The 24,327-nt window shown below is 60.3% G+C and carries 25 protein-coding genes; 7 read left to right on the top strand and 18 right to left on the bottom strand.

Annotated elements, in window-relative coordinates; genetic code table 11:
* The first annotated feature begins 446 nt into the window (after nucleotides 1–446).
* Nucleotides 447–668 (top strand): hypothetical protein, encoded by a 222-nt coding sequence (locus RL_RS08565; protein WP_011651328.1) that lies wholly within the window; start codon nucleotides 447–449, stop codon nucleotides 666–668.
* A gap of 5 nt (nucleotides 669–673) precedes the next feature.
* Here RL_RS08565 and RL_RS08570 read toward each other — a convergent pair whose 3' ends face one another.
* Nucleotides 674–907, bottom strand: a complete 234-nt coding sequence (locus RL_RS08570; RefSeq protein WP_028741415.1) for a DUF982 domain-containing protein — start codon at nucleotides 905–907, stop codon at nucleotides 674–676.
* A 197-nt stretch (nucleotides 908–1,104) separates the two neighbouring features.
* On the opposite strand from RL_RS08570, the gene RL_RS08575 reads away from it, so the two are divergent.
* Nucleotides 1,105–1,317, top strand: coding sequence for a hypothetical protein (locus tag RL_RS08575; RefSeq protein WP_041936245.1), 213 nt, complete (start codon nucleotides 1,105–1,107; stop codon nucleotides 1,315–1,317).
* 3 nt (nucleotides 1,318–1,320) lie between these two features.
* Here the strand turns inward: RL_RS08575 and RL_RS40105 are convergent, their stop codons facing one another.
* The 4 genes from RL_RS40105 to RL_RS08595 form a co-directional block, all read right to left on the bottom strand.
* Nucleotides 1,321–1,470, bottom strand: coding sequence for a hypothetical protein (locus RL_RS40105; RefSeq protein ID WP_012756918.1), 150 nt, complete (start codon nucleotides 1,468–1,470; stop codon nucleotides 1,321–1,323).
* Nucleotides 1,471–1,562: 92 nt separating this feature from the next.
* On the bottom strand, nucleotides 1,563–1,856 hold the full coding sequence (locus tag RL_RS08585) for a helix-turn-helix domain-containing protein (protein WP_011651330.1): 294 nt from the start codon (nucleotides 1,854–1,856) through the stop codon (nucleotides 1,563–1,565).
* Nucleotides 1,857–1,929: 73 nt separating this feature from the next.
* Nucleotides 1,930–3,111: an ROK family transcriptional regulator gene (locus tag RL_RS08590; protein WP_011651331.1), complete on the bottom strand. Its 1,182-nt coding sequence runs from the start codon at nucleotides 3,109–3,111 to the stop codon at nucleotides 1,930–1,932.
* Nucleotides 3,112–3,521: 410 nt separating this feature from the next.
* Nucleotides 3,522–4,136, bottom strand: a complete 615-nt coding sequence (locus RL_RS08595; protein ID WP_041936246.1) for a GNAT family N-acetyltransferase — start codon at nucleotides 4,134–4,136, stop codon at nucleotides 3,522–3,524.
* Between the two features lie 176 nt (nucleotides 4,137–4,312).
* On the opposite strand from RL_RS08595, the gene RL_RS08600 reads away from it, so the two are divergent.
* The 3 genes from RL_RS08600 to RL_RS08610 all read left to right on the top strand — a co-directional run bounded on the left by RL_RS08600 (nucleotide 4,313) and on the right by RL_RS08610 (nucleotide 7,503).
* On the top strand, nucleotides 4,313–5,650 hold the full coding sequence (locus RL_RS08600; RefSeq protein WP_011651333.1) for an extracellular solute-binding protein: 1,338 nt from the start codon (nucleotides 4,313–4,315) through the stop codon (nucleotides 5,648–5,650).
* Between the two features lie 126 nt (nucleotides 5,651–5,776).
* The gene (locus RL_RS08605; RefSeq protein ID WP_011651334.1) at nucleotides 5,777–6,670 is read left to right on the top strand and encodes a carbohydrate ABC transporter permease; all 894 of its coding nucleotides are present in this window, start codon (nucleotides 5,777–5,779) and stop codon (nucleotides 6,668–6,670) included.
* Nucleotides 6,670–7,503, top strand: a complete 834-nt coding sequence (locus RL_RS08610; protein WP_028741411.1) for a carbohydrate ABC transporter permease — start codon at nucleotides 6,670–6,672, stop codon at nucleotides 7,501–7,503. The genes RL_RS08605 and RL_RS08610 overlap by 1 nt, the downstream gene beginning before the upstream one ends.
* A 27-nt stretch (nucleotides 7,504–7,530) precedes the next feature.
* Here RL_RS08610 and RL_RS08615 read toward each other — a convergent pair whose 3' ends face one another.
* The 4 genes from RL_RS08615 to RL_RS08630 form a co-directional block, all read right to left on the bottom strand.
* Nucleotides 7,531–8,775: an O-antigen ligase family protein gene (locus tag RL_RS08615; protein WP_011651336.1), complete on the bottom strand. Its 1,245-nt coding sequence runs from the start codon at nucleotides 8,773–8,775 to the stop codon at nucleotides 7,531–7,533.
* Nucleotides 8,772–10,334 (bottom strand): undecaprenyl-phosphate glucose phosphotransferase, encoded by a 1,563-nt coding sequence (locus RL_RS08620; protein ID WP_011651337.1) that lies wholly within the window; start codon nucleotides 10,332–10,334, stop codon nucleotides 8,772–8,774. Before RL_RS08620 ends, RL_RS08615 begins: the two co-directional genes overlap by 4 nt.
* A gap of 74 nt (nucleotides 10,335–10,408) precedes the next feature.
* Nucleotides 10,409–11,590 carry a glycosyltransferase family 4 protein gene (locus RL_RS08625; protein ID WP_011651338.1) on the bottom strand — a complete coding sequence of 394 codons (1,182 nt, stop codon included), beginning with the start codon at nucleotides 11,588–11,590 and terminating at the stop codon, nucleotides 10,409–10,411.
* Nucleotides 11,591–11,593: 3 nt separating this feature from the next.
* Nucleotides 11,594–12,169 carry a polysaccharide biosynthesis/export family protein gene (locus RL_RS08630; RefSeq protein WP_003547282.1) on the bottom strand — a complete coding sequence of 192 codons (576 nt, stop codon included), beginning with the start codon at nucleotides 12,167–12,169 and terminating at the stop codon, nucleotides 11,594–11,596.
* 189 nt (nucleotides 12,170–12,358) lie between these two features.
* Here RL_RS08630 and RL_RS08635 point away from each other — a divergent pair, with 189 nt between their 5' ends.
* The gene (locus RL_RS08635; protein ID WP_011651339.1) at nucleotides 12,359–14,539 is read left to right on the top strand and encodes a GumC family protein; all 2,181 of its coding nucleotides are present in this window, start codon (nucleotides 12,359–12,361) and stop codon (nucleotides 14,537–14,539) included.
* A gap of 4 nt (nucleotides 14,540–14,543) precedes the next feature.
* Here the strand turns inward: RL_RS08635 and RL_RS08640 are convergent, their stop codons facing one another.
* Together RL_RS08640 and RL_RS08645 are read right to left on the bottom strand one after the other, a co-directional pair.
* Nucleotides 14,544–15,785, bottom strand: coding sequence for a GNAT family N-acetyltransferase (locus RL_RS08640; protein WP_011651340.1), 1,242 nt, complete (start codon nucleotides 15,783–15,785; stop codon nucleotides 14,544–14,546).
* A 223-nt stretch (nucleotides 15,786–16,008) separates the two neighbouring features.
* A complete protein-coding gene (locus RL_RS08645; RefSeq protein WP_041936247.1) occupies nucleotides 16,009–16,218 on the bottom strand; it encodes a DUF2842 domain-containing protein in 210 nt (69 codons plus the stop codon).
* 115 nt (nucleotides 16,219–16,333) lie between these two features.
* On the opposite strand from RL_RS08645, the gene RL_RS08650 reads away from it, so the two are divergent.
* Nucleotides 16,334–17,437 carry a COX15/CtaA family protein gene (locus RL_RS08650; protein ID WP_011651341.1) on the top strand — a complete coding sequence of 368 codons (1,104 nt, stop codon included), beginning with the start codon at nucleotides 16,334–16,336 and terminating at the stop codon, nucleotides 17,435–17,437.
* A gap of 29 nt (nucleotides 17,438–17,466) precedes the next feature.
* Here the strand turns inward: RL_RS08650 and RL_RS08655 are convergent, their stop codons facing one another.
* The 7 genes from RL_RS08655 to RL_RS08685 all read right to left on the bottom strand — a co-directional run bounded on the left by RL_RS08655 (nucleotide 17,467) and on the right by RL_RS08685 (nucleotide 24,262).
* Entirely contained in the window at nucleotides 17,467–18,258 is a 792-nt protein-coding gene (locus RL_RS08655; protein ID WP_011651342.1) for a sulfite exporter TauE/SafE family protein, read from the bottom strand.
* A gap of 183 nt (nucleotides 18,259–18,441) precedes the next feature.
* On the bottom strand, nucleotides 18,442–19,374 hold the full coding sequence (gene argC / locus RL_RS08660; RefSeq protein ID WP_011651343.1) for an N-acetyl-gamma-glutamyl-phosphate reductase: 933 nt from the start codon (nucleotides 19,372–19,374) through the stop codon (nucleotides 18,442–18,444).
* Between the two features lie 60 nt (nucleotides 19,375–19,434).
* On the bottom strand, nucleotides 19,435–20,397 hold the full coding sequence (speB, locus tag RL_RS08665) for an agmatinase (protein ID WP_041936248.1): 963 nt from the start codon (nucleotides 20,395–20,397) through the stop codon (nucleotides 19,435–19,437).
* Nucleotides 20,398–20,619: 222 nt separating this feature from the next.
* The gene (cml, locus tag RL_RS08670; RefSeq protein WP_011651345.1) at nucleotides 20,620–21,807 is read right to left on the bottom strand and encodes a CmlA/FloR family chloramphenicol efflux MFS transporter; all 1,188 of its coding nucleotides are present in this window, start codon (nucleotides 21,805–21,807) and stop codon (nucleotides 20,620–20,622) included.
* Nucleotides 21,808–22,114: 307 nt separating this feature from the next.
* Complete coding sequence (gene rpsI / locus RL_RS08675) at nucleotides 22,115–22,582, bottom strand: 30S ribosomal protein S9 (protein WP_003558419.1); 468 nt, start codon at nucleotides 22,580–22,582, stop codon at nucleotides 22,115–22,117.
* A 1-nt stretch (nucleotide 22,583) separates the two neighbouring features.
* Nucleotides 22,584–23,048, bottom strand: coding sequence for a 50S ribosomal protein L13 (gene rplM, locus RL_RS08680; protein ID WP_003558420.1), 465 nt, complete (start codon nucleotides 23,046–23,048; stop codon nucleotides 22,584–22,586).
* Nucleotides 23,049–23,362: 314 nt separating this feature from the next.
* Entirely contained in the window at nucleotides 23,363–24,262 is a 900-nt protein-coding gene (locus RL_RS08685; RefSeq protein WP_011651347.1) for a LysR family transcriptional regulator, read from the bottom strand.
* Between the last annotated feature and the right edge of the window lie 65 nt (nucleotides 24,263–24,327).

The raw sequence follows: 24,327 nt of genomic DNA on the forward strand, positions 1-24,327 counted from the left end.
ACGGTGATTAACGCCGAAGGCGTTCGTGGCGACTAAGCGTCACTGCCGATTGGCAGCACCGACAGCGCGAGACATTCTCCAGCACGCCCGACGGATCCCGAAGCTGATTGACAGGGTGCCCTGAAGATGCTGAAAACGGGCCGCGTTCAGCTTTGCCGCATTCTTGTGGTTCAAAGGGCCGCTGCATCCGGCTCCGCCGGTTTCGGCCATTTAAACTAAATAACGCGATGAAATACCCTTTGAAGGTGCATCGTAAATAAATCCTTTAGTTCTTTTTGGTACTGCCTCAGTTGGGAGAGGTGGTATTTGTTGCCTTTTATTAAGGTTATACCCAGTTTGGAAGTTAACAACCCAATTTTGGATTGAAAAAAACCTGAAGCCTCTTCGCATTCTCGTGAATATGTGTAGATTAACATTTATCCCTGTCACAGATAGCCTAGTCGAGCATGGCAGATATGAAGCACAATCTAACTTGCAGGCAGAGCCTCGCCAGCGCGTTCCAGGCTCTGTCGGACGAGGCCGTCAAAACCGGCTGGTCGGAAGGCGATGTCGCCCTCGCGCTTGCTGAACTCGCCGAGGAGCGGGTGATTGAGGTTACCGCCAAGGTGATCATGGAAGGCTCCGTCCATCCTCAGCTCATCGCTGCCGGCGGTGGACGCAACAGCTAACGATCTTACACCAGCAATCCCGCCGTTTTCGCTGCCGTGATGAAGGAAGCCTGTGCTGCGCGCGGGCTGCGCAGTCCGTCGAGCGCATCCAGGCAGTGCTGGCGCGCAACGCGATAATCGCGCCCACGCTTGCTCGGCCACCGCTTCAGATATTCGACAGCCTCCCAGACGGTGGAAACGATCAGGCTGCTGTTTCGAGAAACGACCCGAACGGGGGAGGGAAAGCGTTTTTCACTCACGTCTGCACTCACTGATTCCTGCTACCAAACGCGGCCGGAACGCGCGGGATAAAATTTTGTTCCATAATTTTGTTCCCTAGAAATTTGCGTAGTTGCTAAAGTTCGGACCCTCGCGCATAATGACTTTATGGTCGGTTGCGGAGGGCGGCCGGCGATGCAAGCGTGGATGCGTTTGCCCTCGGAGGAAATGCGGCGTGATGTTACGATCCTCAATTCATCCGCATGATTTACCGCTGTTTTCAGAAGATCTCGATCTGCTTTCGCAGGTCCTTGACAAGGTCTGCGACGAACGTGGCCTCGCCAGGACGACGCCGGAGGCCGAGCGGATCGGTGCGGTCATCATTCAGCTCTACAGGCAAGGCGTGAAGGACGGCAGCAAACTCGCCGACCTTGCAAAAACCTATCTTTAAAGATCAGTTCTGCTCGATCGAGACACCGTTCTTGCCGATGCTCATCTCGATGCCTTGCGGCTTGCTTTCCTCGTGGAAGATATAGGCGCCGAGGCCGATGACGGCGACGACAAGAACGCCGATGATGACGTAGAGACCATTGCTGCGGTTCAAGAGACTGCCCCCGATATGTGATAGGCCCCGATATGTTATGAGCCCCGATATGTTATGGGACCGTGAAACGTCCGGGCGAGCGATTGGTTCCGTCAGTCGTCGTTGGCGGCGTTGAGGTTTTCCGGCCGGATGCCGTCATCGCTGGAGGTGCGTGCGCGTAACCGGATGCCGGGGCCGCCTTCATCCTGATTGCCGCTGGAAAGGAAGATGATGCCGTGCGCCTCGAGCGTGCTGCGTACGTCGAACAGCGCGTGCGGCTCGCCGGCGAATTCGCCATTTTCCAGCGCCATCACAGTCTCGACCGGCAGGCCGCTGGCGGCGGCGAGCTCTTCGATGCTCATTCCAATCATGGCGCGCGCGCCGCGGATCTGCGTTGCTGTTATCATGATGGAAAATCTAGCGCATTTCCAGCGCTTCTCAAGTGGCGGCGCTGCACGTTGGCTCTAAGGCACGCGCTCTTCAAACTTCCCTCAATTTGACACCAAATAGATCGTCATGCATGCGCTCGACCGCGATCCCCATTCCTCCCATCAGGGCGGCGCGGTTCCCAAAGCGACTGATCTCGATGCGCGGCGGATAAGGCGTACAACGCGGCAGGAAACCGCGGATGGCGTTTACGAGTTCCGGTCTTGAGCCGATGCTGCCGCCGGTAATCACCAGTTCAGGATCGAGAGCCGCTCCGATAGCAGCAATAGCGACTGCAACCAGCCTTGCCGTCTCTTCGATGGCAGCCGCGGCGCTTGTTTCTCCTGCATTAAACGCGGCGAAAAGATCGGCCACGGTGGATGCGTTACGCCCGCCGAAACCGACGTAGCGGCGCAACATGGCGACGCTGCCGACCGCACTCTCAAAGGTTCCAAGCGTAAATCCACCAGGATCAAAAGCATCTCCGCCGATCGGAAGATAGGCGATTTCGCCGGCCGCCCCACGCGCGCCGCGCAACAGAGTTCCGTTGGCGATGATGCCCATACCCACGCCCGTGCCGAGAGCAACGAAAGCAAAATTGCTGGTTTCGACACCGTGTCCCCGCCATCTCTCCCCTTGGGCGGCCAGGTTGACGTCATTTTCAACGATCACCGGTATCCCCATTCTGTCGCTGAAGACTTGCCGCAGATTGATTGCGTCGATACCGGGGATGCTTGGCGCTACGTTGATATGTCCGGTGGCCGGATCGAGCACACCGGGACTGCCTAGAACGACCAGACGGAGTTTGTCGCCAGTCGTTCCGGCCGCAAACGCGAGTTCCACGATAAGATCGCTGAACTGATTGACGAGATGCATTCCGCCGCGCGGGTCGGTGGGTACTTTGGTTTCAGCAACCACGTTCCCCAACAGATCGCAAATAGCCGCAGCAATCTTGGTGCTCCCGAGATCGATAGAGACGGCCAGTCCCGCCCTGGCATTGATTTCATAGGTGATCGCATTCCGGCCCGGGCGACCATCGGTCTGCCCGACTGGTTTCAGCCATCCTTCATCTTCAAGGTCGCGCACGACATCGGAAATCGTCTGCTTTGACAAGCCGGTCAGCTTGGCAATATCGGCGCGAGAGATCGACCCGTTCGCGAACACGGTTCGGATGACGGCATTGGTTGAAATTTTTCGTGCGATCGGGGTCTGTGCGACAGAAGATGTCAGTGCCATCCGGCTAGCTCAGTCCAATTAGTTCGGAGCGCATACTTAATGGCCGCGATATTAAGTCACAACTATCGCGACTAACCGGAATTCAATACATCGAAGCAGGTAATTTGTCTATGTCCTTGACAAATGGGAGGCCAGCTGTAGGCTTTGGATTAACGTGCGATGAAAATGCGCGATGAAATAAAGAGGGTCGATGAGAAGTATGCGCCATACCTATCGTCCGGTTAGCCGTGCGCCCGCCAAGATCGCCCAAAGAGGAACTGGCCTGGCTATTTCCTTTTTTGCGTGCCGCCTACTCCTTGAACCTGGCTGGCGAGGATTTTCTCATGATGAAGCCCTCGACTGATGGACAGCTTATCGCGAAGCAGCCTGAGACACGGCCTTTCCATGGCTCGGAGAAACCAGGAAATGCTTCAACCCGATCCCTCATCGATCCGCATTGCGAAGGCGACGGAGCCATCCTGCTCGAATTCGGAAAAGCCGAGGCGACGGTAGAAACCCCTGGCGCGTTCATTGTTTGGGTCGACCCCGAGATGCACGGCTCCGACCCCGTGGTTTCGAAGCGCTTGAAGCTCCGTGGCGATCATCCTGCGCCCCCAACCGCTTGCCTGAAGTCCGGGAAGGATGTTGATATGGAGATGCGCGGGATACTGGTCTTGAAGCCAAGCCGTTCCGCTGCGCGGATTTTGAATTCGTTCCATCACGTCGGCGTCGCGCGGACGGGTGGGTGCCAGTCCCGCAATCTGCTGGCGGACGAACGGCCACCAGTTTGTCTGCAAGTCTCTGTCGAACCTGCTGGTGTCCGGCACCCCTACGACATAGCCGACCGGCCGGCCGTCCTGAACGAGAACAAAGGCAAAGTCCTTGGCGAATTTGAGGTAGGGTACCGACCAGATGTAGCCGGGCAGATGCGGGTCGCTATAAAGCGCGCTGGCATCCTCACCGCCATTCGCGGTTTTCAGGCAGATGTCGAAAAGGGCGTCGATATCCGCTTCAATCGCGGGGCGGATGAAGCAGCTGGTGTCCATCACTTTGCCACCTCCAGCGTGGCGCTTTGTCTTTTTAGGTCGCGAGCGGAGCGGATGCATTGACGATTACCTCAGATTCGCCAGCCAGGCAAAGCTCTGGGGGAAGAAAACGTTCGGCCGCAGCTTGGCGCAAGGCCTGAACGGGAGTGGAGAATAAACCAGATGAGGTGGAGCAGATGAATAGAACCGTGAAATCGATCAGCATACTGCCGGCATACCGATTGAAAGCAGCTGTCGCGCTTGCTGGCGCGGCGCTTTTTTGTATTGGCCTTTCGACAGCCACGCGCGCCGACGACCTGGCTGTATGGGATGACCAAACCTATGAAGGTCAGAGTGCGGTCATAGAGCAGCTCAACAAGGAGTTCGAAGCTGCCCATCCCGGCGTCACGATCAAGCGCACCGCCCGCACTTTCGACGACATGAAGTTGACGCTGAAGCTTGCGGTTTCGGCAGGTGATGGCCCTGTCATCACGAAAGTCAATCAGGGTGCGGGTGACATGGGGGCGATGGTCAAGGAAGGATTGCTCCTGCCGGTCGACGACTACATCAAAAACTATGGCTGGGATAAGCGCCAGTCGGATTCCGTGCTTGCTCGAGACCGCTGGGAAGATGGAAAATTTGGGGTCGGTAAGACCTACGGCATATCAGGCCTCGGCGAGATCGTTGGCCTCTACTACAATAAAAAGATCCTCGGCGATGCGGGAGTAGCGCTGCCGCAAACCTTCGAGGAGCTGTTGGCCGGTCTTGATAAGCTGAAGGAAAAGGGCGTTGCGCCCTTCATGATGGGCTCGGCAAAGCAGCATCTGGCCCTGCACATGATCGGGGCCATCGAGCAGGCGCATATCGACGCGAGCAATCGTGCCGAGCTTGACGATCTGATTTACGGCCGGGGCGGCTCCTGGAACACCAAGGGGAACATCGAATCCGCCAAACTCGTGCAGCAATGGGCACAGGGCGGTTATTTTTTCCCCGGTTTCGAAGGCATCTCGGGTGACGACGCCGTCCAGCTTTTCATTTCCGGGCAGGGCGCGTTCCTGATCTCCGGGACCTGGTATTTCGGTGACATGCAACACAATCCGGATATCGGCTTCATGGCGATTCCCGCTCCGAAGGGTATTTCCAAGCCCATGAGTGTCGGGGGCGTGGATCTTGCCTGGGCGATAACGAGCCTTGCCAAAACGAAGCCGACACAGGACGTGGCCGGCGCATATATCGATTATATGGTCTCGGAAAAGGCTGCTGAAACCTGGGCCAATGCTGGCTATCTTCCGGCAACGTCGCTCGCGGCTGACGCAAAGCCAAAGCTCACGCCGCTCCTCAGCTCCGGCATCGAAATGTGGAAGACACTCAACGCAAACGACGCCCTCGGCCATTACCCCGACTGGTCGAGCCCGACGATGCTGAAGACAATAGACGACAACACGCCGCTTCTTCTGTCCGGCAATATCACGCCCGAAGCCTTTGTCGATGCTATGGACAAGGATTATCAGGCGTACCTGAAGGATAAGAAATAAAAGATTGCAGGCGCTGGTCACGGCCGTCCCCTGCGGTCGTGACCTCAGTCTCGTCGATCCAAATAAATGAACACTGCGATCGGCATGCTGCGCGACGACCACAGCTTTAGCTTTATGGAGTAATGGATGAAACGCTCCGCACTTGATGGCTCGCAACAGACCAATTTTATCTATTTATTGCCTGGATTGCTGTTCTACGCGGCTTTTGTCTTTGGACCGATCGTCGCGGCTTTGGGTTTGAGCCTGACCAGTTGGGACGGCCTGAGCATGCCCAAGTGGGTTGGTCTCGGCAATTACGTCGATCTCTTTTCTGACAGCCGTTTTTATATTGCCTTGCGTAACAATGCCGAGCTTATGATCTTCTACTGTGTCCTGCCGCTCGTGCTCGGCATAACTCTTGCTGCGTGCGTCTGGAATCTGAAGCAGCGCGAACAACTTGCGCTCCGGACCTTCCTGTTCCTGCCCTATATCATGCCGACCGCCGTGTTGGGTATCATCTGGGCATGGCTCTATAATCCTGCATTTGGCCCTTTCAATCAGTTTCTGAGAGCAGTGGGCTTAGGCGCCTTCGCACTCCCGTGGCTCGGAGATTTCAATTTTGTGCTTCCCGCGGTCGGGATCGTTGCCACCTGGTATTTCTTCGGTTTTTGCATGGTCATCTTCCTGACCGGGATTCAGCGCATCGACCCGTCTCTTTTCGACGCTGCCAAGGTCGATGGCGCTTCGGCACGAAAAACCTTTTTCTGGATAACGCTGCCGCTTCTCTTGCCTGAAATAAGGGTGGTTTTGCTCCTGACGGTGATAGCGTCCATCAAGAGCTTCGACCTGATTTTTACAATGACCAGGGGCGGACCCGCCAACGCGACGCTCGTGCCGAACATCTACATGTACCAGCTCGGCTTCGAGCTTAATCGGTTCGGGGCCGCAGCGGCCATCGCCATTGTCGGCGCGATACTCACATTCGTCATCAACTATGCAATTCACCGATTTGTGGGATCGCAGAACAAAGGACGGGCTTGATGAGCCGTTGGTCTAACATCTCCGCCGGTACGCTATTCCTTCGCATTGTCCTCTGGCTTCTTGCTTTCGTAACGATCATCCCCTTCCTGCTTCTGCTTCTGACCTCGATAAAGAGCAAGGCGGACGTTCTGCAGGGTGCATTCGCGCTGCCGGCATATCCGCATTTCGAAAATTACGTCGATGCTTGGAATGCCGGACATTTCAACATTTACTTCTGGAATTCGATCATCGTTGTCATACCCGTCGTTGCTGCAAGCGTCTTTTTAGGCCTGCTGACCGGTTTTGCCTTCGCCTACCTGTCGTTTCCGTTCCGGCGCACGCTGTTCGCTATCCTGACGCTCGGCATGATGGTGCCGGCCGAAGCCTTCATCATCCCGCTTTATTATGAAATGCGGTATCTGGGGTTGATCAACACCTATGCGGCTCTCATTCTGCCGCAGATCGCGATGTCGATACCGTTCTCGACGATCTTCCTCGCCAGCGCGATGCAGCAACTGCCGGAAGAGGTTCTCGAAGCGGCGGTTCTCGATGGCGCCGGACGCTTCTATATCCTGCGCAAGATCGTTATCCCACTCATGGTGCCGGCAATGTCGACACTAGCGCTGTTCCTGTTCATATGGACCTGGAACGAGTTTCTGATTCCGTTCATCCTGGTTAACGACGACGACTATCGGACGCTGCCCCTCGGCATGCTGTTTTTCCAAGGGCGTTATACCGTCAACACGCCGGTTCTGACCGCCGGCGCGGTGATTGTCATTTTCCCGCTCATCGTGACTTATCTCATTTTCCAGCGGCGGTTTATTGCCGGCTTGACGGCAGGAGCGACGAAATAGACAGCCGATGCGGTCGGCGGCAAGACCTCACGCCGCGCCCCTCAGTCTTCGCTCGCGCTTGTGGCGCACTTCCAGCGCCGCGCAGCCCCAGACCGTGCCAAGCAGCAGATAGACATGGCGCCAGTGGTCGATATCGATGACGTTGCCGATTGTCGCATGGCCGAGAACCGAGATCCAGGCGATCATCAGGAAGGGCTGCCACGGCCGGTCGAGCAGCAGGTTTCGGAAACCGAGAGCCAGCGTCCAGAGAAGCATGCCGACATAGCTGACAAAGCCGAGCCAGCCATAGGAGGTGAGCGATTTCAGCCAGATATTGTGCTCGTCCTCGGGAAACATCGTGCCGAACACCAGCGGGCCGATGCCGAGCGGACGCTCCATCATCATGGTGAAGCCGATCCGGTGGCGCTCGAAGCGGCCGAGATGTTCGCCGTCATATTGCTGTACCAGCTGGGCGCGCGCCGAAAACAGTTCGGCGACCTTCGGGATCTGCAGCGCCACCAGCAGCGACGCGATCAGCATGATGATCGCCGCCAGCGACAGGACCAGGACGCGTAAGCGAAAGGCGCCGCTGCGCTCCTTCAGCAGCATGATGAAGATCAAGAGCACCACGCCGAGCGCAAAGAGCCCCCAGGCGGCGCGGGAAAAAGAGAGGAAAATGCCGAGCGCAAGCACGAGCAGGGCGGCGGCCTTCAGCGGCGATTTCTTCAGGTCGCCGGCCAGGACACCGTGGACGAGATAGAGCGATGGCGGCACCAGGAAGGGACCGAAAACATTCGGATCCTGGAAGGCGCCCTTGGCACGGTCGTAGAGCGTGAAGATTTCCGCGCCCGGGAAGGCATGGAAGTAGCCGAGTATGCCGAGCGCGGAGGTGGCAACGGCGGCAAAGGTCCAGGCATTGAAGATCAGCGGCAGCCGCTTGTGGCTGTCCTCGATGATTGCCGCGTAGAACACCGCCGTCAGCGCCAGGAAGGTCGACACCGCGATATACATCGGCGCGGTTGCCAGGTCCTTCATCTGCGTCAGCGACAGCATGCCGCCGATATTGAAGGTCAGCAGCAGGGCAAGCAGCGGCGCCACGCTGCGCGAAATCCTGAGACCCAGCATGAACCAGAGGCCGATCAGCCCCGCCATCCAGAGTTCATAAGGTGCCGGCTCGTCGATCACGAAACCGGAAAGGAAGACGCCGAAGGCGACGAAGGCCGAGCCGATCAGGCGCAGCGTCATCCGCTGCGGTTGGGCGACACGGGGATATGTCGCCTCGATCGCGGTCAATAGGCGTTTTCCGTGTTGAGCAGTCGGATCGGCGTCAGGAACAGGATCTTGAGATCGAACCAGAGCGACCAGTTCTCGATGTAGTAGAGGTCGTAGGCCGTGCGGAACTTGATCTTCTCGTCATTGTCCACTTCGCCGCGCCAGCCGTTGATCTGCGCCCAGCCGGTGACACCGGGCTTGACGCGGTGGCGGGCGAAATAACCCTCTACGACATCGGCGAAGGCGCGATCGCGCGCCTGGGCGAGAACGGCATGCGGACGTGGGCCGACCAGCGAGAGCTCGCCCCTCAAGACGTTGAAAAGCTGCGGCAATTCGTCGATCGAGGTCTTGCGGATGAAGCGGCCGACGCGGGTGACGCGCGGATCGCCCTTGGTCACCGCTGCCTTGCCGGTGGGGTCGGCCATGTTGGTGTACATCGAACGGAACTTGAAGACGTTGATGATTTCGTTGTTGAAGCCGTGGCGCTTCTGCATGAAAAAGACCGGGCCTTCCGACGTCGCCTTGATGGCGATCGCGGTCGCGACCATGATCGGCCAGAGCAGCGCAAGTGCGACGATCGTGAAGAAGATGTCGAAGCCGCGCTTGGCGACGGAATCCCAGTCGCGGATCGGCTTCTTGAAAATATCGAGCATCGGCACCGAGCCGACATGCGAATAGGCGCGCGGCCGGAAGCGCAGCCGGTTGGCATGCGCGGCAAGGCGGATATCGACCGGCAGAACCCAGAGCTTCTTCAAAAGGTCGTAGATACGGGCCTCGGCCGACAGCGGCAGGGCGATGATCAGCATGTCGATGCGCGTCAGCCGCACGAATTCGACGAGTTCGGCCACGGTGCCGAGCTTCGGATAACCGGCGACCATGATCGGCGAGCGTTTCTCGCCGCGGTCGTCGAAGATGCCGCAGATGCGGATGTCGTTGTCGGCCTGCTGTTCGAGGATGCGGATCAGGTCCTTGGCCGGCTCGCCGCCGCCGACGATGACGGCGCGGCGTTCCATGATGCCGTTGCGCGCCCAGTTGCGGATGCCGTAGGCGACGAGGAAACGCTCGGCCGCAAGGAAGAGCGCGCCTGCGGCGAACCACGGGATATAGGCATCGACCATCGCCCATGTGGTGCCGCGAATGAGCGCGAACAGGCCGATGGTCAGGAGAAGCGCGATCGTCCACGCGGCGACGATGCGCGGCATCAGCCGCAGCTTCGCCCGAAGGGCGGGAATGGTGTAGGTGTCGGCAAGCTGCAGGCCGATGACGGTCAGGGCCGAAGCGATCGCTGCCATGCCCGTCCGCATCCAGGTGGAATCGCTGCCGTCACCGGGCCAGAAATAGTGGACGATCAGGGCGATCGCGAAGAGCGCCAGGAATTCCAGCAGCCTCAATTGGCCGATGATGATCACAGGCGAATTGGTTCCGTCGCGGAACTGTTCGGCGATCTGCCGGGCATAGGGGTTGATTTCCGTCGGGTCGGAAGGCTTCTCCTGACCCGCGCCGCTGCGCGCCTCGACGTCGGCGACCTGCTTGCGCAGTGCTTCCACGTCGAATTGATCGCCTTTTTCCAGCTTGTTCATGGGGCCCAGCTTGTTCATGGGGCGTAGTCGCTCGTTGTCACCAAGCGAAATACCAGAAAGCCCCTAAGAAATATTTACGAGGCGACGGGCATTGCTTGGCCGGCAGTGGGGCCAGCAGTGGGATTGACGAGCTCATGGTACAGTTTCAGGACATCACGTGCCATGACGGCGGAGGAAAACACCGCCTTCACCGCCTCCGGCTTCGGCATCGTCCTGGCGTGCCAGTCGGGCGTGCTCAGCGTTTCCGCCATGACGCGGGCGAGATCGTCGGAATTGCCGGGCTCGACCAGTGCTGCACTGTCCGCGCCGAGCACCTCGGGAATGCCGCCGACACGGCTTGCAATGATCGTCTTGCCGGCGCCGAGCCCCTCGAGCACGATATAGGGCATGGCTTCGGCGCGCGAGGGAACGACGAGGTTCTGCGCCATGGAGAAGGCTTCGTGGACCCGCATTGCCGGCAGCATGCCGATGCGTTTGCCAAGGCCGCGTTCGACCATCATTTCACGGTAACGGTCGCGATCCGGCCCGTCGCCGATCATCAGCGCCGACAGCGGCCTGCCGAGCAGCCGTTCGGTCTTGGCGAAGGCATCGACAAACAGATCGGGACCCTTGAGGTCCCGGAGCATTCCGACATAGATGAAATGCACAGCATCCGAGCGGGTCGGGATCGGTTCGAAATCGCGCTCGCCGATGCCGTTATAGATCAGTCTCGTCTTCGTCCGCGGCCGTCCGACCTTCCGCGCATAGGTGTCGCGCTCATATTCGCAGATGAAGACCAGCGCATCGGTGAAATATTCCTGCAGGCGCTCCATCTTGAGGACGAACTGTCCACTGAGCGAGGAGCGCGAATAATGCAGGCTTCCGCCATGCGCGGTATAGAGGCGGGCTACGCGATACCTGTTCACCCGCAACGCTGAGCCGGCAAGTCGCGCGAGCACGCCGCCCTTGGCGCCGTGTCCGTGCAGCACATCCGGCCGCAAACTTTTGATTTTCTTGTATGTATCCCACATCGTCGCAATATCGGACGGGCTGATCGAGCGCCGGATCGGCACGCGTGTCAGACCGAGCGAGAGATAGGGACGGATATCGTCGAACAGGCTGTCCTCGTGCTCGCCGCCGGTCGAGCTGTCGCAGAGGATGCCGATTTCATGGCCGGCCTTGCTGTGTTCCTCGACGAGATCGCGGACATGGCGGAAAATTCCGCCGACCGGCGACCTGAAGCAATGAAGGATGCGGAGCGGCTGCTGTTCTGCCATCGCTCAGAAAAGCCGTTCGCGAACGTAGATCGTGTCACCTGCGATGATCGGCCCCGATATGTTGATGCGGCCGGTCAGCACCTGTCCATTGATCTTCCGGGTGACATCGACCATGCGCTGGTTGGCGCGGCTGGTGAAGCCGCCGGCAACCGCGATGGCATTCTGCACCGTCATGCCGGGAACATAGGCATACTGGCCGGGCTGGCCGACTTCACCCATGATGAAGACCGAACGGTAGCGATCGACATCGATGGTGACGTCGGGATCGCGAAGATAGCCCTGCTGCAGTTTCTGGGCGATCTGGCCTGAGAGTTGCTGCAGGGTTCGGCCGCGGGCAGGGACCTGGCCGATGAGGGGGAAGGCGACATAGCCGGCCTGATCCACCGTATAGGTATTGGTCAGGCTCTGCTGGTCGAAGACGGTGATGCGCAGCCGATCGCCGCTGTCCAGCGTATAGGGCTGGATGGTGGCCTCGTTGAAGGCCTTCGGCGCCGGCCTGTACGTCGTGCAGCCGCCCAATGCTGCCGTCATGGCTGCAAGGCTCAGGGCCAAAAGGATCTTGGGCTGGACGACAGACATCCGCTTGTGCTCACAAAAATGAACTCGGTGCAGTCGTTATCGATGCGTTAGGGTTAATGCCCGGTAAAGGACGCCTGCAAATTCCCGGTTTCCTTCATCGATCGTCGCTCATTCCCGGCGAGATCACCATTAACCGTTGAGTTACCATGGTCGTTTACGCTTACGGCACCTTTGTTGTGGAGTAAGAGCATGTCCGGCGTAGCTCGTGATCAGGATGTGGACATCGACCTCGGCCAGTTGGTCCGTGCGGTCTGGGCGCGCCGTCTGCGGATTTTAACAATCACCCTCGTGGGGGCGAGCGTCGCCTTTGCCGGCGCCAAAATTATGTCGCCGCAATATCGCAGCGAAACGCGCATCCTCATCGAACCCCGTGCGCCGGCTTTCGCCAGTACGCAGCAGGCCAATGACACTAGCGCCGGCCCGCTGATGGATGAACTGAACATCGCCAGCCAGGTGCAGCTTCTGCAATCGGCCGATCTCCTCAAGAAGGTCATCAACAATCTGAAGCTCTATAACCTGCCGGAATTCGACGATGCCGCCAGCGGCTCGGCCATGAGCAGTATCCTGGTGAAGCTGCACCTGAAGAAGAACCCGCTGGAAAATCCGCCGGAAGAGCGCGTCATCGACGCCTTCGTCGAACGCCTGCAGGTCTATCAGGTGCCGGGTTCACGCGTCATCGGCATCAATTTCACCTCCAAGGACCCGAAGCTCGCCGCCGCCATCCCGAACGCCATGGCGAACGTCTATCTTTCGACCCAGAGCGGCGCCAAACTCGATTCCAACTCCGAGGCGACGCGCTGGCTGGAGCCCGAGATCGAAGGCATGCGCCTGAAGGTCAGCGAGGCCGAAAAGAAGGTCGCCGAATATCGCACCTCGCATGGGCTGCTGCAGACGAACGGCACGACTACTTTTCCGGCCCAGCAATTGAACGACATCTCCGCCGAACTGACCCGTGTGCGGGGTGACAAGGCCAATGCCGAGGCACGGGCGCAGGCGGTGCGCAATGCGCTGAAGTCGGGCGAAGCCTCCGATACGCTGCCAGACATCATGTCCTCACAGGCAATCCAGAGGCTGAAAGGGACCGAGTCCGGCCTGCAGTCACAGGTCTCCGACCTGCAGACCAGCCTTCTCAACAATCATCCGCGGCTGAAAAGCCTGCGCGCCCAGCTCTCCGATATCCGCACGCAGATCCGCCAGGAGACGCAGAAGATCCTGGCGAGCATCGAAAACGAATCCAAGGTTGCTGATCTGAGGGCGAGCGAACTGGAGCGCCAGTCCGAGACTGTGCAGGCCACCAGCGCGCGCGCCGGTGAGGACGAGGTCGGTCTCAATGCGCTGGAGCGTGAGGCAAACGCCCAGCGCCAGCTGCTCGAAACCTATCTTGTGCGCTATCGCGAGGCCGCCTCCCGCGCCGACAGCAATTCGAGCCCAGCGGACGCCCGGATCGTTTCCAGGGCCGTTGAGCCGGTCGATCCCTATTTCCCGAAGGTGGTACCGATCGTCGTCGTCGCTGCCGTCGCGACGTTGATCATGAGCGCCATCGTCATCATGCTGGCCGAACTCTTCAGTGGCCGGGCACTCCGCCCGACAGATGCGGCTTCAGAGACAATCGAGGCAGAAGCAGTCGTCGAGGAGAAACATGTGCCGCAGGCCGCTCCGATCGCCGCTGCCGGCGGAAGGCCCGTCCAGCCGAGCATGCTCGCCGTCGTCGCGGACGAAGAGGATACGATCGAGGACGTGAAAGCTGCCGAGGAGGCGCCAGAGGACGAGCCGGAGGATGACAATGAATTCTCCGTCGCCTCAGTTGCGGATTATCTCACCGGCAGCCGCGCGCCGCTGGCAATCGCCATATCCCCGACTGGTGACAGCGGCTCGGCGGCGACGGTTTCGTTGACCCGCATGCTCGCCGACGCCGGCCGCCGCGTCATCCTGATCGACATGACCGGTTCCGGCTACCCCACCGAACTGATGGCCGAGGACCAGGCTGCCCTCGGCGTCACCGATCTGCTTTGCGGTGAGGCAGCCTTTGGCGACACGATCCACGGCGACCGCTTTTCCGACGCCCATCTCATCCCTCAAGGCCAGAGTGACGTGCGCCGCGCCATGCGCGGTGTCGATCGGCTGTCGTTGCTGCTCGATGCGCTCGCCGCCGCTTACGACCTCGTGGTGGTCGAATGCGGTTCGGCCGATGTCGCCGGCGTCTCGCGGCTGACGCGCAGCCGGGACGTCGAGATCATCCTCTCGCTGCCTGAGGTCGAGGAGACCATTTTCGTTGCACTGATGACGGAATTCCAGGCTGCCGGCTATGAGCGCGTCGTGCTGATGTCGGGCGGCGAGGGGGCCGAGCAGGCACTCGGCCGGGCCGCCTGAACGGTCAGCCGATCCGTGCCCGGATGCCCTGGGCGAATTTATAGAGCTTCGGGCGCACCTTGATATGCGCCTTGCCGCGGGTGACGAGCCGGTGGGCGGCGCCGGCGACGACGCCGAACGGCGATACCGGCAGCACCACGTCGTAATGCGCGGTCTCGACCGGCGCCCAGGAACGCTTGTAGGTCTGGTCGCCGAGGCCGAAATCGAACAGCGCGACACCCTTGCCATGCAGTCCCGAGATGGTCTGCCAATAGAGGAATTCGCCGGGGCTCGTATCCGGCAGGAGCTCTTCATCGATCGCGCCGAACTGGCAGATGATATGGTCGCCCTTGCGCGAAATCCCTGAAATCGCGGCGATCTTACCCTCATGCTCGCCCTTGAGCCGGATCATATGCATCTGCAGCCCGAAGTACTGCCTGGTGTCGTCCTGCTTGTCGATCAGACCGTGCAGGAAGGTCTGCGTTTCCCTGTCGGCAAAGACGTCGGGCAGGCCGAGGCTGGCGAAGCGGGCGCTTTTCAGGCGGAAGAAGATATCGAGCAGGCCGTGCTGTTCTGCCGATGTCTCGGGAATGACGTATTCGAAGCCGCCGGCCGCCTCGAGACGCTTCGACTGAACACGGAATTTCTTGCGCCGGTTCTTGGCGTTGAGCTGCTTCAGCGTGTCCTCGAAAGCGGGAAGGAACGGCAGCTGATAGGCGTGATTCTGGTTCTGCACCATCGGCAGCCCGGCGAGCGGGCTTTCTCGCCCGCGCCATTCCAGCGGAATGTTCTGCAGCAGCAGCAGATCGGCGCGGCCCTGCAGCGCATGCCGGAGCTGGCCGGCGAACTCATGGGGGGCGATGGTCCTGCCGGCTTCGGCAAAGCTCTCTGCGAACAGGCCGGTATTGATATTGCTGTGATCGGCGGCAATGAATCTCGCCGTCCTGAGCCCGCGGGACTTGACGATCTCGACCGGCAGAATGAAGACGGTCTGACCCGCATGAGTGGCTTTGACGATCGCAAGCGGCCGCTGGAAGGCGCTCACCCAGGCGGCGCACCAGTCGTAGCTCTGATGCAGGGACTGGTGGTTGTCGCGCTCCAGCGCCCGCCAGTCATCCTCCAGCGGCTGCATCGCGTCGAAGACTTCGATGTTGAGTTGGGCCATGGCGAGTTTCATGCTCAGCTGACGCAGGCGCGAAATGGCCGCATCGGCCAGCGCCACGTCGTCGGACGGCTGTTCATGGACATCGAGCTGTTGCGTCTGCACGGTTTTCTCCGGTCAAGAATGCTGAACGGGAAAGTAGGTATGCCAGACGTATATTTGGTTTAACGGCAGGTGATGGGCGAGGTTTTCCGTGGATCACGGTTATTCGGCCGTTAATGGCCCTAAAGCATGTCGCGCAAAAGTGTGCCGCGGTTTTGCGACAACGACATGCGTAAAAACAAAGACCTAAAGCGCGACAAGAAAATCTGAAAGATCGCGACGCGCTTTAGCGCTGCGGTGGTCCGGCCATCCATTTGATGATCACCATCGCCGGCAATACCCAGAGCAGGCCGGTGAGCAGGAAATAGAGCAGATGTCCCCACCAGGGCGCGTTGCCGAGCGTTGCCACCGCGATCGTATTGGCCACCAACGCATAGACGGCCACGAGCACGATGATGAGGATCGTGCCGATGAATTTGCGGAGGCGGACGGGCATCGGTTATCTCTCGGAATGCAGGGATCGAACCGGCGCGACGGCATGCCGCAAAGGTTCGGGGCTTGTTTTGCATGAGCCGGTGGGGCAAATCAACTGCCGGATAGAAGGAGACATCATGGCCGTCGCAAACCCGACCACGGAACAGGCGATCCTGAGCGAAATGCGCAAGCAGAATCGCGACCGCCGCGCCTTGCGCTTCTGGCTTGGCTTCGTGCTTTTGGCGCTCTTCTGTCTCGTGCTCGTCGGCGGCGCCACGCGGCTGACCAATTCCGGCCTGTCGATCACCGAGTGGAAGCCGATCCACGGCGTCATCCCACCGCTGTCGGCCGCCGAATGGGAGGAGGAATTCCGCCTCTACCAGCGAATTCCCGAATTTCAGCAGCTGAACAGTTCCATGACCGTCGATGAGTTCAAGGGCATCTTCTGGTGGGAATGGGCGCACCGGCTGATCGCGCGTGCCATCGGCGTGATCTTCGCGCTGCCGCTCATCTATTTCTGGCTGACGGGGCGGATCGAGAAGCGTCTGCGCTGGCCGCTCGTCGGCATCCTGGCGCTCGGCGGCCTGCAGGGGGGTATCGGTTGGTGGATGGTGTCCTCGGGCCTTTCCGTTCGCACCGACGTCAGCCAGTACAGGCTGGCGACGCATCTCGTCATGGCCTGCCTGATCTTTGCCGGCTGCATGTGGATCATGCGCGGTCTCTCCAGGCATTCCGACGATCCGCCGCCGACAAGAAGCTCGCGCGGTTTTGCCGCCGCGATCGCCATTTTCTCACTGTTCCAAATCTATCTCGGCGCGCTGGTGGCGGGGCTCGACGCTGGTTTTTCCTACAATACCTGGCCGCTGATGGATGGCGCCGTCATCCCTTCCGATCTGCTGATCCAGCAGCCCTTTTGGATCAATGCCTTCGAGAACCCGAAGACGGTGCAGTTTATTCACCGCATCGGCGCCTATACGCTCTTCGCATTGACGCTGATCAACATGGTGATCGCCCTGCGCGCAGCACCTTGGACCACCCATGCACGCCGCGCCATCCTGCTTTTCGTTCTGGTGACGCTGCAGGCGGCAATCGGCATCGCGACGCTGCTGATGCAGGTGCCGCTTCACTGGGGCCTGCTGCATCAGGCCGGCGCGCTTGTGGTTTTCGGCTTCGCCGTCGCCAACTGGCGCGGCTTTTACGGCGAATATCCGCACGGGACTATGATCGCCGAGCGCGATTGAAGCGAGCAAACTTAGCTCGCCGAACGGTTTTAGCGAAGCACGCCGTCGAGCAGCGGCATGCCGATGATTGCGGCGGCGGCGATCAGGACATAGCAGGCGATGCGGAAGGTTCGTTCCTTAGCAAGCCCGAACAGTTTCGAGCCGCCGTAGAGTCCGACCACATAACTCGGCAGGATGACGACGGTGAGCGCAAAGACGGCAGGCACGAACAGTCCGCCGATATAATAGCTGATGGCGCTGAAGACGGACGAGATCGAGAAGTAGAGCACGACATTCGCCCTGACGCGGGTGAAGTCGCTCTTGCCGCCGAGCCAGTAGGCGACGACCGGTGGCCCGCCGAGCTGCGCGGCGCCGCTGAAAAGCCCGGCGATCAGCCCGACTCCGCTGGTGATCGGTGCGGACGCCTCCCCGCGATAGCGCCATCCCGATACCAGCAGCGCGAGCAAGGAGATAGCGATGATCGTGATACTCCAGCGCAACAGCATCGGGTCGAGCAGCGCCAGCATCGCCGTGCCGGCCGGGACGCCGAGCGCGGCACCCGCCGCCATGACGAAAACCTCGGGTCGGTTGGCGCCGCGCCAAGCCGGCGGGATCATCCCAAGTGTGGCAATGCCGTCAATGACGAGCAGGATCGGTGAGATCAGCTTCGGCCCGACGATCGCGCTGCCGAGCGGAATGAAGATCAATGCGGCGCCGAAACCCGAAAAGCCGCGGGCAAGCCCGGCGATGAAGGCAAATGCCATCAGCGCATAGATGCCATGATCGGGCAAGGCGGCGGCAAACCATGCGCCGACGCCAGCGATAAGCGCATCCAGCGTCATGACATCGGCTCCGTGATTCGGGATGGGCAGCGAGGAAGGATGGGTTTCATAGCCCAATCGTCATCGATGATCGAGCGCGAAAGCGATGCTGCGGCCGCCGATGCAAGCGGCCGCGGAAAGATCATCATGAAGACATCGATACAAAGCTCGAACGGCATCCACGCTGATGCCGTCGTCTGCGCCTTACGAAGCGAGCATCAGATCCATGTTCTGGACGGCAGCGCCCGACGCCCCCTTGCCGAGATTGTCGAGCAGCGCCACCAGATTGACCTGCGAAGCGCCTGGTGTGCCGAAGACGAAGAGCTTCATCGTGTCCTTGCCTTCGAGCTCGATGGCATTGACGCGGGGCAGGGCCTTGCTTTCGGCCAACGGCACGACACTGACGATATCCTGGCCGGCATAATGGGCGACGAGGGCGGCATGGATGCTTTCCATCGTCGTGCCCTCGGCGAGATCGTCGAGATGCAGCGGCACCTGCACGATCATGCCCTGCGCGAACTTGCCGACCGACGGCGAGAAGATCGGCGCGCGGTCGAGCAGGCCGTGCACGGTCATCTCGGGCACGTGTTTGTGGGTGAGCGGCAGGCCGTAGAGGAAATGCGGCGCGGTGATCGCATCCGGGTGATCCGGGTTTTCCATCTGCGCGATCATCTGTTTGCCGCCGCCGGTATAGCCGGAGACCGCGTTCACCGTAATCGGATAGCCGTCCGGCAGAATGCCGGCGGCGCGCAGCGGCCGGATGAGGCCGATCGCTCCGGTGGGATAGCAGCCGGGATTGGCGACGAAACGGGCGGCAGCGATCTTGTCGGCCTGCTGCTTGTCCATTTCGGCAAAACCATAGGCCCAGCCGGGATTGACGCGGAAGGCGGTCGAGGTGTCGATGACGCGCACATTGTTGTTGGCCGAAACCATCTGCACCGCTTCCTTCGACGCATCGTCGGGCAGGCAGAGAATGGCGATGTCGGCGCCGTTCAGCATGTCCTCGCGCATCGCGGCATTGCGCCGCTCGGCTTCGGGTATGGACAGAAGTTCGACATCGCGGCGGCCGGCCATGCGCGTGCGGATCTGCAGACCCGTCGTGCCGTGTTCGCCGTCGATGAAGATTTTCGGTGCCATGTTAAACCTGCGCTTTCAATGGGTTCTGAAGGTTTCCGGATTCAGTTTGAGGATGATAGGTCAGCCTTGTGACACGGCGATGGCGCGTCGCTCGGCATGAAGCCCCAGCATATACATCGCCACCGTTGCCCCCGCAATGGCGGTGATATCGGCATGATCATAGGGTGGCGATACCTCGACGACGTCGGCGCCGCGGATATCGAGCTGGTGCAGACGCTGCAGCACCGAGAGGATCTTGGCGCTCGATGGTCCGCCTGAAACCGGCGTGCCGGTGCCCGGCGCAAAGGCCGGATCGAGGCAATCGATATCGAAGGTGAGATAGGCCGGCGCTCCGCGCGTATGGGAGATGATCGCCGAGGCGATATCGCTGGCGCTCATCTCCTCGACCTGATGACCGTAGAGAATATTGACGCCGCAATCCTCAGGCGCATGGGTGCGGATGCCGATCTGAATGGAGCGGTCGGGATCGATGATGCCCTCGCGGGCGGCCCGCGCCACGAAAGAACCGTGGTCGATGCGGCGTTCCTCGTCGAACCAGGTATCCTGGTGCGCGTCGAACTGCACGAGCGCGAGAGGGCCATGTTTTGCCACATGGGCTTTCAGCAGCGGCCAGGTGACGTAATGATCGCCGCCAAGCGTCAGCAGGAAGGCGCCGCTGTCGAGGATGACATTCGCCTGGCGTTCGATAGCGGCCGGTGTGTCCTGATGATTGCCATAGTCAAACAGGCAATCGCCATAGTCGATCACGGCCATTTCGGCGAAGAGTTCGCGGTTGAAAGGATACTGCGCATCATTGTCGAAGATCGCTGAGGCGCGCCGGATCGCCTGCGGCCCGAAGCGCGTGCCCGGCCTGTTCGATGTCGCAGCATCGAAGGGAATGCCCCAGACGGCAACGTCGACGCCGGCGAGCTCCTTGGTGAAGCGGCGGCGCATGAAGGACAGGGCGCCGGCAAAGGTCGGGTCGCTGGCGGCAGAATTGAGGCTGGTCGCCGTAAAGGCATGGTCGATAGTCGTGTTCGCCAAGGGGGGCTCCTTTTTCGGTCGCAAAATCATAGTCGCGTTCGATACGGACACTGCATTGCAGGATCGCCGCTCGACGCCGAGCGTCGGGCGGCGGGTCTCTCGCGAAGGAATTGGCCGATCCCCTGCGCGCAGAAAGGGGTAGGCGAGGTGCGGACGGATTTCAAGCAATCGTTCGGACGACGGCCGCTCGTTGTCGCCGAGCTACCGTCATTTGTCCGCTGCCTATCGGGCCGGCTCCCGCAGGCACCACAATCCAGCCAACGTCGTCAGCGCGGTCGCTGAGACATAGCCCACAAGCGGCCTGGCACTGTCGCCGCCGAGCAGAATCACGAAGGAGGTTCCGACAAAGCCGACGATGATGCTCTGGACGCAGAAATAGAGCGCGACCGCCGTTCCTGCCGTGTCGCCAAAGGCGTCGAGCGCGCCGTTGGCGGTGACCGCCGTCGCAACGACGATGCCTATCGCAATAATCCACATCGGCACGACGAAGCTGACCAGGGAAGGCTGCAGAAACAACTCTCCAAAAGCAAGCAGAACGGCGCCGAGAAGCAGCATTGACATGCCTCTGGCAAGGCTACCTGCAATGCCCCAGCGCATGACGAAACGCTTGGCGAAACGCGCCGTCACGATCATCACCAGCGCCACCGTGGCAAAGATGAAGCTGAAGGCGATGCCGGAAAAACCGGCTTTGTCGATCAGGATACGGGGTGCCGTCGAGAAGAAGACGAAGAAGGCGCCCATCGCCGTGCTGAAGCCGCCCGTATAAACCCAGAAGGGAAGGCTTGTAAGGATCGGGCGGAGAGCGATCTTCGCGGTGACGGCAGGGCGGGTTTCGTGCCATCGCATGCCGGCGTTGAAAAGGGCGACAACCGAAAGGAAGCCGATGACGAGGAAGATGGCGCGCCAGCCGAAGCGATCCGCGATCAAGGCTCCGATGATCGGGCCGAGTGCCGGCACGAAGGAGAGGATGGAGCCGAGAAGGCTATAGATCGTGCTGCTTTCGGGGCGCCCGGCGTAGACGTCACGCACGGTTGCGAAAGTTGCGACGAGGGTCGCCGACGCGCCGACTGCCTGCAGCAATCTCAAGACCACGAAGATCGGCGCCGACGAGGAGCCGACAAGCAGGAAGGATGAAGCGGCAAAGAGTGCAGCACCTCCAAGCAGGACAGGCCGTCGTCCGACAATATCGGAAATTGGGCCGAAGACGATCTGGCCGACACCGAGCACGAGCATGTAGAGGCTGAGGGTCAGCTGGATGACGGCCGGCGAAGTGCCGAGCGCCTCCGGCATGACCGGCACGATCGGCAGATAGATATCCATGGCGAGCGAGGCCAGGATGTCGAACGGTGCCATCAGCAGCAAGGCTGCGGGCAGGGAATAGGTCCATTGCTGGATTTTGGGATAGGACATGGGAAAGAACCCGCTCAAATGATTTCATTCGGCGGCGATCTGTCTCTTCATCAGTATCGGGATTGACCGGACAGACGCCGCAACAACAGGGCTGAGTTGTTGCGGCTTATTTGTCTGCGGACTTGGTTGTTCCCATGATGCGACCCTGACTGCGGCTTCGCTCATTTCCGAAGCGCTTTGCCAAGTTTCTACCAGCAGAGCGGGAATGCGACAATGGCATGCCGGCACGCTTCCGATTGGTTTAAACAGCGCAAAACAAAAAGGCCGGGTTGCCCCGGCCTTCGTAAATTCCATCTGTCCGAAGCGATTAACGCTTGGAGAACTGGAACGAGCGGCGGGCCTTTGCCTTGCCGTACTTCTTGCGTTCGACGACGCGGCTGTCGCGGGTCAGGAAGCCGCCCTTCTTCAGTACCGCGCGCAGGCCCGGTTCGAAGTAGGTGAGCGCCTTGGACACGCCATGGCGAACGGCACCGGCCTGGCCGGAGAGGCCGCCGCCGGCAACGGTTGCGACGATGTCGAACTGGCCGTCACGGGCAGCCGCAACAATCGGCTGGCGCAGGATCATCTGCAGCACCGGACGTGCGAAATATTCCGCGAATTCCTTGCCGTTGACGGTGATCTTGCCGGAGCCCGGCTTGACCCAGACGCGGGCGACAGCGTTCTTGCGCTTGCCGGTCGCGTAGGAGCGGCCGAGCGAGTCGACCTTGCGGACGTGGGCCGGAGCAGCAGCTTCGGAAACCGTGCCGAGATCCTTCAGGGAGGAGAGGTCAGCCATATCAGGCGCTCCTTACGTTCTTTTTGTTGAGCGCGGCAACGTCGAGGGCGACCGGCTGCTGGGCTTCATGGGGATGGTTGGAGCCGGCGTAAACGCGCAGGTTCTTCATCTGGCGACGGCCGAGCGGGCCACGCGGAACCATGCGTTCGACGGCCTTTTCGAGGACGCGCTCCGGGAAGCGGCCTTCGATGATCTGGCGTGCGCTGCGTTCCTTGATGCCGCCGGCATAACCGGTGTGCCAGTAGTAGACCTTGTCGGAATACTTCTTGCCGGTGAAAACGACCTTTTCGGCATTGATGACGATGACGTTGTCGCCGTCGTCAACGTGAGGCGTGAAGGTTGCCTTGTGCTTGCCGCGCAGGCGCATAGCGATGATGGAAGCGAGACGGCCAACGACCAGCCCTTCGGCGTCGATGATCACCCACTTCTTCTCCACCTCTGCAGGCTTCTGGGAGAAGGTTGCCATAGTGAATACTCTCTTTTGGGACCCTTGGCCCGAGGGCTTGAAGGGCGTTTCTTGTTGCTTGGATTGGCAGGCTTTAGGCATGCCAAAAAGAAAGCAGCCCGGACAGGCTGCGTTCTGAGGCGGTGTATAAAGGCAATGTGACATTGGGTCAATATCGATATCCCGAAGGATCTGAAAAATTTTGAAGTAAAAACAAATACTTAGATATGTGGTATTTTGATACCTCATATTTCGGCGGTCGCGAACTGCTGCGCCCGACGTTTTTCATGTCGTTTCTGCCGGTTTGAAATCGCTACGACGGTCGAAAGCAGCTCTCAACCTTTGAACGCGCGCAGGCATTTCATCATTTCGCGAAGGCCGCGTGTCAGATGTTTGTCCCGGCGCAGAACCATGCCGAGGCGGCGCGTGAGCCGCGGGTTCAGCGATGAAGTCGTCACAAGGCCGGCGCGGTCGCGCTTCAGCGCCAGCCCCGGCAGGATCGACCAGCCGAGCCCCACGGCCACCAGCTCCTTGATCGCCTCGATGCTGCCGAACTCCATCGCAGGTCGGATCCTGGTATCCGGTGCAGCCAGCCACGCGTCGATTGCCCGCCTGGTATTGCCGCCCTCATAAAGCAGCAGCGTCCTGTCGCGCATGAAGGCCGCGTCCGGTCCGCCTTCGGGCATCAGGCTGCCCGCAGGCGCGACGGCCAGCAATTCCTCCTCGTAGAACGGCTCGATCTCGAAGTTGCGTCCGGATGCCGGCAGGGCGACGACGGCGATGTCGAGGCGGTTGGCTTCCAGATCACGCAGAATGTCGTTGGCATCGCCGATGCGCACGGTGATTTCGAGGCCGGGCATGGATTTTCTGGCAACGGCGATGGCGCGTGGAAGCAGATGGATCGACGCCGTGCCGCCGCTGCCGATGCGCACACGGCCGCTGGCGCCATCTCTGTACGGCATCATCGCTTCTTCCGCGGCAGCCGATTCCTGGAGCAGCCGCCTTGCATGCACGAGCAGGTCGAGGCCTGCAGCGGTCGGCTGCGCCCGCCGCCCGACACGCTCGATCAGCCGGACGCCGAGCCGCTGTTCGAGCCCCTTCACCTGCAGGCTGACGGCCGGTTGCGTCAGGCCTTCCTTGTCGGCTGCGGCCGTAAAGCTTCCGAGATCGGCGACGTTGACGAAGGCGGCAAGCTGATCGAGGTGGAGAGGCATACAAAAGAAATCCTTATGCATATCATAATATCCATAAGCTTCTTTCGCGGCATCTTCCAGCGCATCTTTCATCCGTTGAAGAAAGG

The sequence above is a fragment of the Rhizobium johnstonii 3841 genome (genome assembly GCF_000009265.1).
Lineage (GTDB): Bacteria > Pseudomonadota > Alphaproteobacteria > Rhizobiales > Rhizobiaceae > Rhizobium > Rhizobium acaciae.